We start from the raw sequence: 16,948 nt of genomic DNA, 5'->3' as shown, positions 1-16,948 counted from the left end.
TTATTACATTTATATCCTTCCACATTGGGGTGTGAAATATTATCTCCGGATCAAAATAACTGGAATTAATACCAGGTTGCCCCTGAGTGGGGTTGGCCGTGACAACTCCCCGTGCAAGTGACATTGCTGGGATCTACTGTGATTGTCATACTTTGTGGCGCTGTATTGGGAACAGATTCCAGATCTGCGCGACTGAACCCCACGGGTGGTTGAACTCTTGGCATCGTAAAGTGCCGGTACGCCAGAGGATCATCAATTACACCATCTTGAGAATCTGGCCCGTTATTGGTGTGACAGACGTTGCAGGCTACCTGATTCTGATGGCCGATGCGGTTGTGACGTCCCATCCGATTTGGAACTGTAGCCCCATCAGGTGGGTTCCCATGACAGGTGATGCATTCCCCTTTTGTAGCACCCGTTGGGTCACTGACGTGACAAGTCTTGCAGGGCATACCTGTAGACGGGAGCTGGCCAGGGAGAGGCTTCTCAACATCATGGCAGAGGAAACAAGCGTTTTCCGCATTGCTTGATCCACCATAATTATCATGTGTGGTCCCCCAATTGGCATCAGGGTTGACTGACGGATCTCCCGGCACGGCATCGTACCAACGGATATTTTCATTTAACGCCTGAGAGGGGTGTGCAGTTCCAAGGTTGTGGCAGGCTTCACAGCCTTGACCGCCAATTCCCACGGTAAATGAGGGGCTGGAGCCGACACCACCCGAGGTACCGTGGCAGGACTGACAGTCCAGAAGGCCATTTGGAAAAGCAGCTGACCCCTTGGCATCAGGGCCGTGGAGTGCTGGGGACAGGTAGGAGCCATCTTTGGTATGTACATGGCAATCATGACAGAGGTTGGGCAGGCTTCGGTATTGTCTTGTCAGGGTATGGCACTGGTTGCACGTGGCCCCGTAGCTACCTAAAGGCGCATGAGAAGTGCCATGTACCCAGGTGACACCAACGGGTACTCTGCTACCGGTTGGTCCGAAATGGCACTTGTCGCAACTAACACCGGCCGCGCCGCCTAATAGATCCTGACCATGACAAGCCTTGCAGCTGTTAACATCTGCCAGTGCCGCCGTGCCATGGAAGGTCTGGCTGGCACTATCTACCCATGCCTGACCCAGGGGGTGGGTAGCACCAATGTGGCAATCGTGACATTGATTTGGACCTTGACCGGGGTATTGACGTAACGCTGTGTGGCAGGCGTTACAGGTTTCACCAAAGGATATAAGTTGATTATGGGGGATGGTTCCGTGGGTCCAATTTGAGTCCACGGGGGTCTTGCGGGTGAAATCAGTCAAGCTGAAATGGCAACGATTACATCCTGGAATATTCGCAGATCCAAGCAGGTCTACGCCATGGCAGATTTTACAGGTATCGAGCCCCTGCGCCTTCGCCTCGAGGCCGTGGAACGCAGTCTCAGCCGGATTGAGGTTGTTGGGAGAATGGACATTGCTGGTTGCCGCGGGAGCGCCATTGCCATTACTCTCATTAGAGCCGGAGCAGCCAGTAATGATCGCAGTTAGAATCGCTCCAACGATGAAAAGTTTCGAAATATTCATGGTTGCTCCCTGATGAATTTGACGCAGGATGAAATGGAAATTTATAAGATCAGCTAATCTTCAGTGTTAGTTCTCCTGCCCTGATAAATAGTGCCGTCTGTCACCATGCGGTATCTCATCCGAGGGTCTGAATTACGAATCTGCGCCTGGAGTTGTAGTTGTGTTAAGTCAGTAGACGACGGATCGGACAGGTAAGCATGGAACCGGTACCAGAGATTCTGGAACAGTTCTGCTACTCCATTTAGTTTTCGGCGCGCTTTTATAAAAAACGGGGATACTGCTTCGAGTAGAGAAGAATAATTTATTTATTTATAACAGAGTTTGATGTTATTTAGTCAATAAAATAAATCACTGAATTAAGTTAACCTCACGGTTTTTAAGCCACTTAGCCTCGTTTGCCTGCCCCAGCCTTGGCTCTTTGCAATTGGTTGAAACCCAAAAGTTGATCATGTTGATAAAAAGCAATCTTATAAGTGAATGTGCACACTGTACACAGTTGCTGTGGATAGAATTGTGAAAACAGGGTGAGTTTGTTTGCCGGGTCCATGCGCTCTCTAGGATGTAGCCTTTTGCATAAAAAATAATCAGCAAAATAGGGTAAAAAATTCTCTCTTTACCAGCCGCTTGAGTTTGGACAAAATAGCATACAAGAAGTTGAAGTGAACACAAACGATGACCTCAGGGTTGAGGCGTACGCGAAAGGTGGATCAATGACAGAGACAATTCACGCTACAATGGGAGAACTGATGGGGACGGTTGCAGGGCGCTTTGCGGGACAGGATGCCCTGGTATATGCCGACCGTGGGTTGCGCTACAGCTGGCAGCAACTGGACGAGGAGACCGATCTGGTCGCGCGTGGCCTGCTGCAGATGGGGCTCGGCAAAGGGGATCACGTTGCGCTCTGGGCTTCGAACGTGCCTGAGTGGGTAATTTTGCAGTTTGCTACAGCCAAGATTGGCGCGGTGTTGGTGACGATCAACACCAGCTATCAGGCGACAGAGTTGGAGTTTATCCTGCGTCAGTCCGATGCCAGGGCGTTGTTCATGGTGGGGGAATTCAAGGGGGTCGATTACCTCGAGATTATTCACCGTGTGGTTCCTGGGCTGGAGCAGGGAGGGGCGACATACGAGAAGCTCCCTGAATTGAAACATGTGGTCTTTTTGGGCGATGATTGTCCTGCCGAGCTTCTTTCCTATAAGCAGATGCGCGCTGGCGCCGCAAAGGTCAGCCTGTCTGAACTTGAACAGGTTGAAGCCTCGCTCAGTGAAGATGATGTTATCAACATGCAATACACCTCCGGGACCACCGGATTTCCCAAAGGGGTGATGCTGACCCATCATAATATAATCAATAACGGCTTCAATATCGGACGCTGTATGGATTTTAACAGTCTGGACCGCCTCTGTATCCCGGTACCGTTTTTCCATTGCTTCGGTTGTGTCCTGGGGGTGATGGCTTGCGTCACCCACGGCGCGGCGATGATCCCGATCGAGGTTTTTGAACCTTTGCAGGTGCTCAGGACCATCGAATCTGAACGCTGTACGGCGGTGCATGGTGTGCCGACCATGTTTATCGCCGAACTGGATCATCCGCAGTTTGGCGAGTTTGATTTAAGTTCCTTGCGTACGGGTATCATGGCCGGCTCACCCTGTCCGACCGAGGTGATGCGGCGTGTGATCCATGACATGAACTGCTCCGAGATCACCATCGCCTACGGTCAGACCGAAGCCTCGCCGGTGATCACCCAGACCCGTACCCAGGATCCGTTGGAATTGCGTGTGGCCAGTGTCGGGTGCGCCCTGCCCAATGTTGAAGTGAAAATTGTGGATATTGAAACCGGGGTCGAACTTCCGCATGAAGAACAGGGTGAACTCTGCACCCGGGGCTATCTGGTGATGAGAGGGTACTATAAGTTGCCGGATGCCACCGCCCACGCGATCGACGCCGAGGGCTGGTTGCATACCGGGGACCTGGCAGTGATGGACGCTCATGGTTATTGCAAAATCACCGGTCGGATCAAGAATATGATTATCCGTGGCGGCGAAAATATCTATCCGCGCGAAATCGAAGAATTTCTTTATCGCCACCCGAAAGTTGCCGACGTCCAGGTTTATGGCGTTCCTGACCCGAAGTATGGTGAACAGGTGATGGCGGCAATCAAGCTGAAGGAGGGGGTTGAGTGTAGCGCCGATGAGATTCGCGATTTCTGTCGGGGAGAGATAGCGCGTTACAAGGTGCCGCGTTACGTGACCTTTGTCGACAGCTACCCGATGACCGCCAGCGGTAAGATCCAAAAATTCAAACTCCGTGAGCAAGCTATCTATGACCTCAAGCTGATTACTGACGATTCCGTCGTCGAAAGGAAACGCGCGTGAGAATAACCCCGAAATCCGAACTGGACCTGCGCACCGCCCGCCTGCAACAGTTGATGTCTCAGCAGGGTGTCGATGGCGCCGTGCTGTTGCAGAATGCCGACCTGTTTTACTTTACTGGCTCAATTCAGCAGGGAGTTTGTTATATCCCGGCCAGCGGCGAGCCGCTCTACCTGGTGCGCAAAGATTTTGGTCGTGCACGGATGGAATCGGGCCTGAAGCAGATAGCTCCATTGGCGAGCTTGAAGGGCGTTGCCGGGGCATTGAATGATCACAATATCCCCCTGCCGCACAAGGCCGGATTCGAACTGGATGTGTTACCGGTTGCTATCTTTGAACGCTGGCATAAGGCGCTGGGTGGGGGTGAACACTGTGATATCACCCCGCTCATCCGCCGGGTCAAGGCGATCAAGTCAGATTATGAAATTGCGATAATGAAGGATTGTGGCTTGCTGATGGACAAGATCTATCAACGCGCCAAAGAGGTGATTCAGGTCGGTAAAACCGATCTTGAAGTTTCAGCCGAACTTGAGTTTCTGGCGCGCAAGGAAGGGCATCAGGGGGTCACCCGGTTTCGGAGCTTCAACTCTGAACTCTTCTATGGACATATGTTTTCGGGCGCCGATGCTGCGGTGCCGGCGTATCTGGATGCGCCGCTGGGCGGACTAGGATTAAACTCCTCCATAGGCCAGGGGGCCAGCTACAAGAAGATTGCACCGAATGAGCCGATTATCGTTGATTTTGTTGCGGCGTTTGATGGCTATATGGTCGATATGACCCGCACCTTCGTGGTCGGCAAACTGCCGGCCAAACTGGGAAAGGCATATGAGGATATGCGCCGCGTGCAGCAACGGCTGGCAGAAATTACCCGCCCCGGGGTTGCCTGGGGGGATATTTATCAGCAGTGTTACGATTTTGCCGTTGAATTGGGCTACAAGGACCATTTCATGGGGAACGCCGGGGCGCAGGTCTCGTTCATCGGTCACGGCATCGGCGTCGAGATTGATGAATTCCCTTTTATTGCTCGTGGTTTCGATGACCAACTGCTCGAAGAGAAGATGTGCTTCGCCTTTGAACCCAAAGCCGTCTTTGTCGGTGAAGGGGCGGTCGGTATCGAAAACACCTTCTGGGTCGAAGCCGATGGTCTGCGACGTCTGACCTATTCGGATGAACAGTTGGTTGAATTGTAGCGTGAGGAGTGATGAGTGAGGTGTGACTATGCGGCAGCGGCCCGCTTGATTGCGCAGGCGGATGCTCTGATAATCACTGCGGGTGCCGGGATGGGAGTCGATTCGGGATTGCCCGATTTCCGTGGTGACCAGGGATTCTGGCAGGCCTATCCGATGTATGCCTCTCTAGGGCTCAGTTTTATCGATGCGGCCAATCCACGTCATTTTGAGCAGGATCCGCTCTTCGGCTGGGGATTCTACGGGCATCGAACCAACCTCTACCGTCAGACCGAACCCCATGCCGGTTTTCAGCTGCTGCTCGATTGGATCGAACGCTTCAATCTGGACTCTTTTGTCGTGACCTCCAATGTGGATGGGCAATTTCAGAAAGCCGGCTTCGACGAGCGGACGGTACTCGAGGTGCACGGGTCCATTCATTACCTGCAATGTATCGAGCCCTGTTGCCATGATGTCTGGCCCAATGAACTGGATTTCGTGATCGATATTAGCACCATGCGGGCGCACCGTTCAGCAGCTTGCCCAAATTGCGGTGGAGTTGCCCGCCCGAATATTCTGATGTTCGGCGATTATTCCTGGTTGTCTGATCGAACCAGCGCACAAGAAGATCGCTTTAGTCGTTTTCTTTCCAAATTAAGCGGCAAAAAGCTGGCAGTTATAGAAATGGGGGCCGGCAGTGCGATTCCGACCATCCGCCGCATGAGTGAAGATCTCGGCCGACAGCCCGGTGTGTCTGTCATCCGCATAAACCCACGTGAACCGCAGATTAGCGGTGGGCATTGCAGTATTAACCTTGGAGCACTTGAGGGCCTTAAGCTGCTCGAACGCTACCTTTAATTTTTAAGTTGTTTGCTGAAAATGGACGGAGGCAATCTGAAGCTAATTGATTCAGGATCGGTTTTTTGTTGAACAAAAACAGGCAGGTATAAGTCGGATCATTTTGTACTTTGGGGAGGAGTGTCACCGTAGCATTGTGTGAGTGCGCGTTTAATCCTGGCCACCAGGCGGACCGGATTGATCGGTTTGGCCATGAAATCGAAATAACCGTAGTCAAGTAAGCGGGCTTCTTCTTCGGGTGTCGCCTTGGCTGACAGGGCGATAACCGGGATATGGGCAATCTGACGGTTGGCTTTGATGTTACGGAACATTTCGACACCATCCATGCGTGGCATCAGGGTGTCGGTCAGGATCAAATGCGGCTTTTCCTGCAGTGCAAGGCGTAACCCTTCGGCGCCGTTGTTCGCTTTTAATATTTCATAACCCTGCTTTTTCAGCGTCACCTCAATCATCAACTGGACCATCTCCTGGTCATCAACGATGAGCACCGTCCACCAGCGGTCCTTTACCTGATGCTTTTTTTCGACCGCAAGCAGGTGGCGGTTGATTGCAGATTTGATTTCTTCGGGAGTCGTTACGCAGGGGACAACCTGCAGGCCGTTACGAAAACCGACCTCCTGGGCGGTGTCCAGATCAAGCGGGTTGGCCATTGCCAGGTAAAGGGTTTTCTTTTCGACCTTCAGCGGGAAGATGAAGCGTGCCAGGGCTTCTTCGGGAGAGACCAGTTTCAGGATCGCCGGGGGGTAATTGAAGCGCGATATCCCCTTGACCAGGCGCACCCCAAATTGACGGCCGAGAGCCGCGGCAATGTCCTCTTCGAGGATAACGTCCATCTCTTCAAGTACCTGACCTAGGCGTTTGCCGGTGCCGCGTTGATTCTGCAGCGCCTGCCGCAGTGTTTCCGGTTTGATTAACCCCGCGTCAACGAGGATTTCACCCATTTTTTTGCGAGCCGCCATTGGTTCAGTTCTCAGTCTCCCCCCCCTGATTTGTTGCTGAATTTGTCTTTATCTCTTTAATGGGACAAGAATATTGTATATTGCTAATGTTGTTCGGAATTGTCAACCTTTTACACCCAAAATCCGTTTCTTGTCTGCGGATAACCCAACAGGATTTGTTCTTTATCATGGATTGCAGGGGGTAACAAAGAGAGCTTCCCGTTATGCCTGAGGGGAGAAGAGGTTGTTCAGATTGAGGTGATTGCGGTGTTGACTGGATAAGGATTTTTCGATCTCCAGGATGCGCTCAATGATGACTTTCTCGCATAACTGTCTCAAATGGGAGCTTTTTTCAGCCTGTTTTGCGCGGTCTGTCGATAGGGACTCCAGGTCGAGGGGGGAGCGCGCAAGATCGCGGCGCTCCGCAAAAAAGAGCTGTAATTCTTGGAGATGGTTCGAACCAAAGTCGAAGACTTCGGGGACCAGCGCCGAAAAACTGCGCACACCGATGACATCCTTACCGATGGCACGGTAGGCATCAAGGACGTCCGGTTCCATATCATTATAATTCTGCTGTGGCATGTACATGCGTTGCAGATATTGCAGGACTTTTTCGGTTTTTTTGTGATGTCCACCGATCAGTACAGAGGCTCCGACTTCTCCTTTACGTGCGCCTTTGATCCAAGGGGCGCCCGTGATGCCGAAATCGTTTAAAACCGGGAGTTGCAGCAAAACCGATAGTGTGTTGATTGCCAGTGCGAAACCGGCTGAGGGGCCGCCGACATTATATGACGCTGACAGCAGTTGATGATGCAGGGTGTATCCGTCGAGGAATTCTCCGAGGATTCTGGTGAGATTACGCTCCGGCTGCAGCGAGCCGAGATAGTTTTCAACCAGAGTCAGGGCTTCACAGGCGCTTTGGTTTGTCATCTGCACGGCCATATCCAGTTCTGCCGCACCCGCCGCTGTTGAGGAAACTGCGCCGGTTACCAGGATCTTTTGCGGATGAATGCGATAAATCAGCGATGAGGCGATCGGCAGAAGCACCCCGCAGGTGTCGTTGGCGCCCACCCCGACCACAAAACCAATCTGCGGTTCCTGGGATAGTTCGGTCTCTAAAAATTCATCAAGTTGCTGTTTTCCTTTGCGCATGGGACTTCCGGCCAACTGCTGACGGGCGTTTTGCAGATGCCAGCTGCTGATCGGGAAATTCTTCTCGGCCTTGAGTCGACGGATCCGTTCGATGACCTCATCCAGTCGCGACAGGAGGGCGTCCTCGCCCTGCCGTGCCTTCATCAGGAGTGACGATTGGGGGGATATCCCTTCAAGTAAACCGAGCAGGATTTTGTAGTTGAAGCGGACAAAACGCACCCTCTCCTCGTGTGGCTGTTCTGTGACGCGCAGGAGTTTGTCGGTGACCTCAATCTCGGTTTTGCGCAGGGTTCGAACCTTCTCGGCAAATGCAGCAAAATCGGCCGGGGTCTCACACAGGGTGCGGGCCTGACGCGTGATCTCTACAGCCGATAAACCCTCTTCCAGTGGCAGATCGGCCATCTCTTTCAGGATAATCCGCTGCCCGTCCTCGTCACGCAGTTGGCCGGTGACATTCAACACCTTGAGACGCTTGCTTCTGATCAGCGCCGGATCGAGAATGTCGAGCCGGTTGGTGGTTAAAACTGTGAAAACACGGTTGAGGGACGATTCACCGTCGATGATCGATAGAAATTTATTGGTCACCTTGTCATAGGGGCTCCCACCCTGAGGCGAGCGCCGTGGAGCGATCGCATCCCCTTCGTCAAAGAAGACCATCGCCGGTGAGATCATTTTGGCGATGTCATAGACCGCTTCAAGATTGGCAACCATTCCTTCGAGGGGTCGGGTCGGGTCGTTTAAATCGGCGAGGTTGACCGATAAATCCTGTACGTCGTGGTTGTCTCCCAGCCAGGCGCGAACCATGAAGGTTTTGCCTGAGCCCGGTGGGCCGGTCAATACTACGCCTTTCTCTTCGCTGACATTGTAGAAGAGGGCGTTATTTGCCATCTCTGAGAATTCATTTTTGATCCCGCCGATATATTCTTGCCAGGCGATGCTGCGATCCATCAGCCCCACCAGGCGCTGGTAGAGTGTGCCAAAGGTATTGCGCGCCACTGACTTCAGGGCATCGCGCACCAGCAGCTGGTCATCCAGGCAGGCGGCGCTGAAGCGGCCATGTATGCTGATCACCTCGGCGATCAGGCGGCGGACATAGGCGGGGGTGATGCGCAGGCTGCGTTGGCGGAAGATAGGATAGAGTTTGGTGATCGTCTGATCAATCTCCTCTTCGCTTAGTGGCTGAGGACGTGGATCGTCGGAATGGATCGGGTGCAGTTTTCGGCGCAGTTCGAGGCAGACCACCTGCCTCAGGTTGTCCGGGTTTTGCCAGGTTTCGTTCAGGTCGATCACCAGACCGCGCTCTACGAAGCGCCGGTAGATTGCCGGATCGAGCTGCTCTGGCTGGTCTGTGGTGGCGATCATAATGCAATCGCGTTGACCATGAATGATTTCATCGATGATGATATTGGCGGCATCGACCAGGGAGCTCTGCTGTCCCTTGACACTGCTTAGTTGATCGGGACGTCCGAAGGCGCTGTGGGCCTCTTCCAGATGCCTGACCGCAAGTTTGCGTGGGTGACCCATCGCTTTGCGCAGGTAGTTGCCCGGCTCACCTGCCCAGGCTGTCTGATAATCATTGGGGGTGATTTCGGCGTAGTCAACCTTGAGTCCCTCTTCGTCGAGAGTCGAAAGGGCGGCACTGATCAGATTGCGGAACAGGTAGCGAATCAGCGGCAGGCGTGAAAAAAACCTGAGGCGACTCCGTTTTCTACGCCTTTCAATACGCATCGCCAGCTCGGGGTCAACCTCTTCGAGGCTGCGCCAGATCGGTTGGTGGGCCATGACTTCTTCACGCTTGACCTGCAGATCGATAACCGGTTTAACCTCGGAACTAAAGAAAACTTCCTCAATCGCCTGCTTGACGGTCGCGCTTTTGCCGCTCCCCGAGTTACCAATCACCAACACCAGAGGTGCGCGTGGCACCTTGGGGTCCTCGCTGTATTTTTTGAGGATATAGCTCTGATAGAGTTTGTCGAAGATCTCGTGAATTTCGGGCGGGACGAAGGTGTCAATGGTTATGCGTTCGAGGAGATAGGTGAGATAATGAAAGTCTTCGGGGTCAAGTTCCTTGGTCAAAATCCGGTTCCAGGCGGCACTGGCGTCCTGCGATCCGGCGACCTCGAAGCGCTGGTGCCAGTCGTTCAATTTGCGCGGGTCGCGCAGAAAACTGAAGTCGCGCCTGGGTGGTTTATAGATACGGCGCAGTCTCAGGCCGAGGCGTTGGCTCAGAGAGCGGCTCGGATCGTGCTGGCGCAGACGGCGCAGAACAAAACGACTGGTCTCCATTCCCCAGTTTTCGACCAGTTCTTCAATCTGCCTGATTCGTTGTTCCGACAGGCTGACGTAGACCTGTGAGCGTGTTTTGCGTGTCTGAGGCATGGCTGGTCCTAGGCCGTTGTTGAGGTGGCGCAGATATCTGCGCACCGGATAACTCCGAGAGTTTCTCATTCTTCTGGTTCGGGGGTGTCAGGGTGAGGCCGGTGGTTGCACCACTGTTGTTCAGCACGAAGGTGTTCTGTCCCTGCTGGTTCTTCTCATAAGCCGCCGCCCACTTCTGTTGGTTGAGGAAGTCGAATAGATAGGGGTCGCTGCGCGGATCGAGCTCCAGCGCTTTACGCATATCGCGGATCGATTCCTGGTACGCGGTGTAGAGTTTACGCGTGCGGCTGGCTTCAAGGTCGGCGGCATAGTTTTCGGCTTCGGCGATCAACTCACGGCGTTTCTTTTCTTCACTCGCGGCTGCCAGCTTTTCTCCGTAGCTGGTGTCGCGCAGGACGAAGGAGACTATGGTGATTCCATACTTTTCTTCAAGGGTCAGCCCCCCATCGTTGAGCGGACTATTTTTCAGGGTGCGATAGATCTGTTCCTTGATCCGCTCGCGGTCCGAGATCAGCGCGTTGATTGTTTCCCCCTGCATTACATCCTTGACCAGACCGTCAAAGTCGTTCTGAAGCAGGATTTCAGGTGAACGATTTTCAATACCCCAGCGTTCAAGGTCATGAATCCGGTAGGTCATCATCGCGCTGGTCCAGAGGGCCACATTCCCCTTTGACATTATTTGTTTGGGGCTGGCCGAGGCGCCAAGGTACAGCTCCTGATTCATCAGCGGGACTTCCAGTTCAATGCGGGTAAAGATCGGCAGCCGCAGATGCCAGCCGACCTCGGTGACGGCAATCCGTTCACCTGAGAGGGTTTCAACTATGATTGCGTAGTTGCGTCGTACCTTGTAGATGGTGCGGCTGGCGTAGAACAGAGCGATGCAGGTATAGGCAATAAAGAGGATCAGAAAAACAAGAAAGGATCTTTTAAACAGGGTTTTCAGGTGGGCCCGGTGAAGCAGGCTGCTCGTGACTTCCTGGTTCATTTTAGACCTCCAGGCGGAGAGGGGCAAAGGCCTTAATTATGTTCAATGCTAGCATCCTTTCGGCGATTCTGTTGAGATCCCAAATATAAAATTTAAAAAGACCAGGGTTAAAGAAGCAGGTAATATCCATTTTAGGTGAAATTTTCAGATTCTGGCTCACGTCGTTTCAGTCCTGAAATTTGTCTTGAGAGCGGTTTCTTGCATTTGCCGAGCAGGCCGCTAGACTTATCTGTGATGGGTCATAAGCGGGTTTATTAAAGGAGCGATCCTTTTGTGAATGCAGATCTTTTATTAAAATTACAGCAGGCCTCGGTTGCGCTTGCAGGGGCGGTGGAGACTCAAGCCGCCGAGCAGATTTTGCTCGCCGAGTTATGTCAGGTCTGTGGTGGCGATCTGGCGGTCATGCTGCAACCGGTGACCACGCAAAATTGGCGCGCTGTTCATTCCTTTCCACCTGAGGCCTTTCAGGCCACGCCAATTCCATTCGAATTTGACTGGAGCGCTCGTTCTCAGGGTGCCGGACAGCAGACGGTGCTCGAAGAGGTGGTGCTGCAGCACAAGAGCCTCTGCTGTCATGATCCGGTTCGGTCCGGTCAGTTCGATTTCTCCCACCTGCGGTCAGTTGAAATTGCCCATGGGCGTCAGGTCTCCTCCTGCCTGCTGCTTCCACTGACGGAACCTGGTAAGCCTGTCCGACAGGTCATTGAACTGATTCGCATGAGCCATAAAGAAGTGGGGGCCGGTTTCTCCCATGTCGAACAGACGGCCGCTTCTATCCTGATGCAACAGGCAACTTCTGTCCTGAAACTGATAAACTTCCGACGTGAACAGAGCGATCTGTTTGAGTCGCTGGTCCAGTTGATCGGCAGCGCCATTGATGAAAAGTCACCCTATGCCAATGATCATTGTCGACGGGTTCCGGTTCTCACCATGATTCTGGCGCGCGCCATCAACCGGAGCATGTCGCCTGCGTTTCGGGACCTAAGGTTCACAGATGCCGAACTCTACGAACTTGAGGTTGCTGCCTGGCTGCATGACATCGGTAAGCTGGTGATGCCGATTCAGGTGACCGACAAGGCAACGAAACTCGAGCGGACCATCGATCGCTTCGATCTGGTACGCACCCGGTTCGAAATTCTGCGACGTGATCTTGAAATTGCGCAACTGCGCAAAGGTGAGGCTGCGGGGCCTGTGGAATTACCGCAAAGGCCCATGGATGCGAGACCGATGCTCGATGATCTACGTTTTCTGGCGGATTGTAATCGTGGCTGGAACTCCCTGACAGACAAAGAAACTCTCCGGGTCCGTGAGATCGCTGCAGGGTATCGCTGGATTGATAGTCAGGGAGAAGAGATGCCGGTCCTGACTGACGATGAAGCTGAAAATCTGATGGTGCTACGTGGGACAATCACAGACGCCGAGCGGGAGTTGATCAACCAACATGTGGTTTCGACCATTAATATGCTTGATATGCTCTCTTTTCCTGAAGGGTTGCTGCAGGTTCCCGAGATTGCCGCGGCCCACCATGAATCCCACAATGGGCAGGGTTTCCCGAGCGGACTGCAGAGCGATCAAATGCTGATGCAGGCGCGGATACTCGGATTTGCGGACCTCTTTGAATCTGTGAGCGCAAGCAGTCGCCCCTATAAAAAAGGCAATAGTCTGAGTCAGGCGTTAAAAATTATGCGTGAAATGGTCGATGCCGGTCGGGTTGATCCCGAACTGTTCCAGTTGTTTATTGATGAAAAGCTTTATGAGGGGTATGCAGTCGAATTTTTAAGCCGCGATCAGATCGATCCGGTTGATCGAAGCTCCTTGCTTGCAGGGCTCTAACTTCTGGTTATTCGTTACCATTCGCCACTCATCCCTGAATTCCCACTTCGACTTCGGTTGGTTTCAATCCCCTTAGCAGGTCCGTTGGCTTGATCTCGATCAGAAACCCCCTTTTGCCGCCGTTGATGTAGATTTTCTCCAGAGCAAGGATCGATTTCTCAATATAGACCGGCAGGGGTTTACGCGTACCGAAGGGGGAGATCCCGCCGGTCTGGTAGCCGGTCAGAGCATCGGCAGTTTTTGGTGCGCAGGGGTTAATCTGTTTGACGTCGATCTGACGCGCCAGATTTTTGAGGGAAACCTCGCGGTCGCCATGCATTAACACGATCAGGGCCTGTTTCTGCTCATCTTCCATCACCAGAGTCTTGATCACCAGATGTTCATCGACCCCCAGTTCGCGCGCGCTGGTTTCGGTCCCGCCACGTTCCTCATATTTGTAAGGACGGGGGACGAATTCGATCTGCTGCTGCCGCAGCTGACGGATCGCCTGAGTCATGGGGTATTTTTCTTTGGCCATCGTTTACGCCCAGCTGAAGGGGATCGCAAGAATGCTGATGGCGGTCAAAACCACACAGGTCCAGGCCAGAACTTTAAACAGAGGCTCTGTCCCGCGCTGTCCCCGAACACTGGTGGGGACCATCCAGCCGAAGGCCGCGCCAGTCAATAGACCGCCAAGGTGTGCGGCGTTATCGGCACCGACCACCAGGCCGAACACAAATGCCATCACCGCCCACTGAAACATGAAGTTGCGATGTTGGATCGCGCGCGCACCGCCCATGCGGTGGTAATAACTGACCGAAAAGCCGATCAGCCCGAAAATCGCGCCGGAAGCACCGACTACTACCACCATCGGATGCCAGAAATATCCGGCGAAAGTCGCCAGCAGTCCGCAGAGGGTGTAGAGTGTGAAAAATCGTCGCCAGCCGATCTCCTCTTCAATCATGGGGCCGATCTGGTAGAGGACCAGCATATTGAAGCCGATATGCATCAGGCCGCCGTGGGTGTAGGCATAGGTGAGACAACGCCACCACTGGTTTTTCTGCACTACCAGTGGCCAGAACTGCGCACCCCAATGGACTAAAAGTTGAGTCGGTGGGTTAAGGATCGCCTGCATCTGCAAACCTAAAATAGTGCCGTGTAGCACCATCAAGGTGAAAAGTCCGAGATTGATATAAATCAGAATCTGTACCAATGAATGGCCACGCAATGAATTACGGCGAAAAAATGTCTGGAAGCTGTGACTGTTCAAGAGAACTCCTTTGTCTGTGAAGCGAAGTTGCCGATAACCCTAGCCCAGTTTATCGTTCGCGGCAATATCTGTTGTTTAACTCTGGCAGTCGATTTCGGCAGACTTTTGAGTCAATTCTGGTAAGCTCTCTTTTTTGCGTGTTTTTTTACCCTGCTATTTTGGGTGTCAGACTCTGTGTGAATCTGTGAACACGAAAGACCCCTCGGGTCGAAAATCCTCTAACAGGAGATAAGATGGACTACAATAAAGGTTCGAACGTCGTCGACATGGAAGAGTTGTTGCGGAGAAAGGCTCAGATACAAGCGTCCTTTGGGCGCTTCAATAAGATTTTCGGCAAGGCAAAGTATTTGCCCTTGCTGTTAGTTTTTGTGTTTCTGGTTTTTAAGTTGGCTTTTGTCTATGTACACCCTAATGAATACGGTATCAAAATTGATCGTTTCGGTACCAACAAGGGTATTCAGCATGAGGTTTACGGGCCTGGATTACAGTTTGTGATTCCCGGGATCCAGGAGATGGATGCCCTGCCGCGAGATCTTCAAGTGCTGGAATTGACTAATTCTCCCCGCAGCGCATCGCGCTTCGCACGCATCGAGCGTGCGGCCCATATCCAGACATCGGATGGTTTCTTTGTCGATGTCGATGTCTCGATCATCTATAAGCTGATCGATCCCTACAAGGTGTTTACCACCATCGGACCGGGTCGACTGTTTGAGGACAACGGCATCATTCCCAAGACCGAACCGGCACTCAAGGCGACGTTGGGTGAGCTGACGACCGAACAGTTTTATAACAGTCCGATGCGCGTCGCCAAGACCGAGCGAGCGAAAGATCTGCTTAACGTTGAGCTCAAACCGAAAGGGATTGAGGTCGTGCAGGTTTTGGTGCGCTATTTCCGTTACAGCGATGAGATCCAGAAGAATATCGAAGCGAAAAAGCTTCAGGATCAGTTGGTTTTCAAAAATCAGGCCGAAGGACGGGCGGCCATCGAAGAGGCCAAGCTGAAAAAAATCGTGCAGGAAGGGAAGGTCATCGTTGCGGTTGAGATGGAGAACGGTCAGGCCTATGTTACCAAACGGGTCGCCGAAAAAGATCGCTATGTGCGGACTAAAAATGCCGAAGCCGACCTGTTGGTTAAGCTCTCTGAAGCACAAAAGGTTAAGCTGAAAAATGCCGCACTGCAAGGGGAGGGCGCCGATCGTATGGTCGGACTCAAAATGGCTGACGTCTACAAGGGACTTGACGTGATCGTGCTGCCGAGTGACGGCACGAACGGGGTTAATCCACTTAACCTTGATAAGACTCTCAAATTGTTTGATGTACGCCAGGGAGGAAAAAAATGAAAAAGCTTATCCTGATTCTAATTCTGTTGCCGAGCTTTTTCCTTTCCGGTTGTGTGCTCTATAGCACCGGTAAGACAGAGGTCGGTGTTCGCACGGTCAAGTTTTCCCTGTTTGGTGAGAAAGGGGTTGAAGATAAGATTTATCCCCCAGGCTCGACGACAATCTTTCTGCCGTTTATTAATGACTGGAATACTTTCGATACCAAGCTACAGAACTTGGAGATGACCGCAGAGGTGCGGCGTGGTGACCGCAATACCAAAGATGACGTGTTGTTCAAGACCATTGATGGTAACGATATCAGCCTTGATTTGATCATCGCTTATCGCATCGATCCGAAGATGGCCCCCTATATTCTGCAAAATGTCGCCAGCAGCGATAAAGAGTTACGCGACAAGGTGGTGCGTACCGTTGCGCGCAGCAAACCCCGTGATATCTTTGGTGAACTCACGACCGAAGAATTTTATATCAGTGATCGGCGGCGCGAGAAAGCTGACCTCGTCAAGGAGACTATGCAGAAGATCCTCGGCCCCTACGGCATCATCGTCGAGAAGGTCCTGACCAAGGATTATCGTTTCGTGGCCGATTATCAGCGGGCAATTGAGGATAAGAAAATCGCCGATCAGATGGCCGAAAAAAATAAATCGGCCCAGCATGCGGCCCTTGAGGAATACCGCAAAGAACTCGAAGCGGCCAAAGGGGAGGTCAATAAGGTGATCGCTGACGCCGATGGTGTTTTCAAAAAAGCGAAGATCGAGGCGGATGCTTATTATGCACAGCAGCAGTATCTGGCCGATGCCATTACTGCCGAGGGTAAAGCTGAAGCGCGCGGTATCGAGCAGATGAACAAGGCGCTTGCCGGTTCAGGTGGTGAAACCATGGTCAAGCTGCAGGTCGCCGAGGCGTTGCAGGGTAAAAAGATTCTCCTGCTGCCGATGTCTGAAGGTGGGATGAACCTGAAGACCACTAACATCAACGATCTGATCAATGTGATGGGGGTTAAGTCCCTGTCCGCGCAGAAACAGGAGACCACGCAGAAACAGGAGACCACGCAGAAACAGGAGACCACGCAGAAACAGTAACAATTTCTGGCAGGTGATGAGCTAAAAGGCCC

General features: G+C 52.6%; 12 protein-coding genes. 6 read left to right on the top strand and 6 right to left on the bottom strand.

What is annotated here, in order from left to right; genetic code table 11:
* Window positions 1-65: 65 nt before the first annotated feature.
* Window positions 66-1,565 (bottom strand): cytochrome c3 family protein, encoded by a 1,500-nt coding sequence (locus D888_RS24010; RefSeq protein WP_156826996.1) that lies wholly within the window; start codon window positions 1,563-1,565, stop codon window positions 66-68.
* A gap of 659 nt (window positions 1,566-2,224) precedes the next feature.
* Between D888_RS24010 and D888_RS0111080 the strand changes: the two genes are divergently transcribed.
* Genes D888_RS0111080 through D888_RS0111070 form a run of 3 tightly spaced genes read left to right on the top strand, consistent with a single transcriptional unit; the run spans window position 2,225 to window position 5,961 of the window.
* Window positions 2,225-3,940: an AMP-binding protein gene (locus D888_RS0111080; RefSeq protein ID WP_281169663.1), complete on the top strand. Its 1,716-nt coding sequence runs from the start codon at window positions 2,225-2,227 to the stop codon at window positions 3,938-3,940.
* Window positions 3,937-5,127, top strand: coding sequence for a M24 family metallopeptidase (locus D888_RS0111075; protein ID WP_020676627.1), 1,191 nt, complete (start codon window positions 3,937-3,939; stop codon window positions 5,125-5,127). The genes D888_RS0111080 and D888_RS0111075 overlap by 4 nt, the downstream gene beginning before the upstream one ends.
* A 15-nt stretch (window positions 5,128-5,142) precedes the next feature.
* Complete coding sequence (locus D888_RS0111070) at window positions 5,143-5,961, top strand: SIR2 family NAD-dependent protein deacylase (RefSeq protein ID WP_020676626.1); 819 nt, start codon at window positions 5,143-5,145, stop codon at window positions 5,959-5,961.
* A gap of 98 nt (window positions 5,962-6,059) precedes the next feature.
* Here the strand turns inward: D888_RS0111070 and D888_RS0111065 are convergent, their stop codons facing one another.
* The 3 genes from D888_RS0111065 to D888_RS0111055 form a co-directional block, all read right to left on the bottom strand.
* The gene (locus D888_RS0111065; protein WP_169513281.1) at window positions 6,060-6,902 is read right to left on the bottom strand and encodes a response regulator; all 843 of its coding nucleotides are present in this window, start codon (window positions 6,900-6,902) and stop codon (window positions 6,060-6,062) included.
* Between the two features lie 219 nt (window positions 6,903-7,121).
* On the bottom strand, window positions 7,122-10,430 hold the full coding sequence (locus D888_RS0111060; RefSeq protein WP_020676624.1) for an AAA family ATPase: 3,309 nt from the start codon (window positions 10,428-10,430) through the stop codon (window positions 7,122-7,124).
* Window positions 10,360-11,415 (bottom strand): SPFH domain-containing protein, encoded by a 1,056-nt coding sequence (locus D888_RS0111055; RefSeq protein ID WP_020676623.1) that lies wholly within the window; start codon window positions 11,413-11,415, stop codon window positions 10,360-10,362. The genes D888_RS0111060 and D888_RS0111055 overlap by 71 nt, the downstream gene beginning before the upstream one ends.
* 273 nt (window positions 11,416-11,688) lie before the next feature.
* Here D888_RS0111055 and D888_RS21435 point away from each other — a divergent pair, with 273 nt between their 5' ends.
* Window positions 11,689-13,248 carry an HD-GYP domain-containing protein gene (locus D888_RS21435; protein WP_020676621.1) on the top strand — a complete coding sequence of 520 codons (1,560 nt, stop codon included), beginning with the start codon at window positions 11,689-11,691 and terminating at the stop codon, window positions 13,246-13,248.
* Between the two features lie 28 nt (window positions 13,249-13,276).
* Here D888_RS21435 and ybaK read toward each other — a convergent pair whose 3' ends face one another.
* On the bottom strand, window positions 13,277-13,765 hold the full coding sequence (gene ybaK, locus D888_RS0111040; protein ID WP_020676620.1) for a Cys-tRNA(Pro) deacylase: 489 nt from the start codon (window positions 13,763-13,765) through the stop codon (window positions 13,277-13,279).
* A 3-nt stretch (window positions 13,766-13,768) separates the two neighbouring features.
* On the bottom strand, window positions 13,769-14,497 hold the full coding sequence (locus D888_RS0111035; protein WP_020676619.1) for a rhomboid family intramembrane serine protease: 729 nt from the start codon (window positions 14,495-14,497) through the stop codon (window positions 13,769-13,771).
* Between the two features lie 233 nt (window positions 14,498-14,730).
* Here D888_RS0111035 and D888_RS0111030 point away from each other — a divergent pair, with 233 nt between their 5' ends.
* Both D888_RS0111030 and D888_RS0111025 read left to right on the top strand, forming a co-directional pair.
* Window positions 14,731-15,837 (top strand): SPFH domain-containing protein, encoded by a 1,107-nt coding sequence (locus tag D888_RS0111030; protein WP_020676618.1) that lies wholly within the window; start codon window positions 14,731-14,733, stop codon window positions 15,835-15,837.
* Window positions 15,834-16,916, top strand: coding sequence for an SPFH domain-containing protein (locus D888_RS0111025; protein ID WP_020676617.1), 1,083 nt, complete (start codon window positions 15,834-15,836; stop codon window positions 16,914-16,916). The genes D888_RS0111030 and D888_RS0111025 overlap by 4 nt, the downstream gene beginning before the upstream one ends.
* Window positions 16,917-16,948: the final 32 nt, after the last annotated feature.

It is taken from the genome of Geopsychrobacter electrodiphilus DSM 16401, assembly GCF_000384395.1.
In the GTDB taxonomy this organism is placed as follows: Bacteria; Desulfobacterota; Desulfuromonadia; order Desulfuromonadales; family Geopsychrobacteraceae; genus Geopsychrobacter; species Geopsychrobacter electrodiphilus.
The sequence above is the reverse complement of the archived record's forward strand: the minus strand, read 5'-3'. Positions and strand labels throughout refer to the sequence as shown.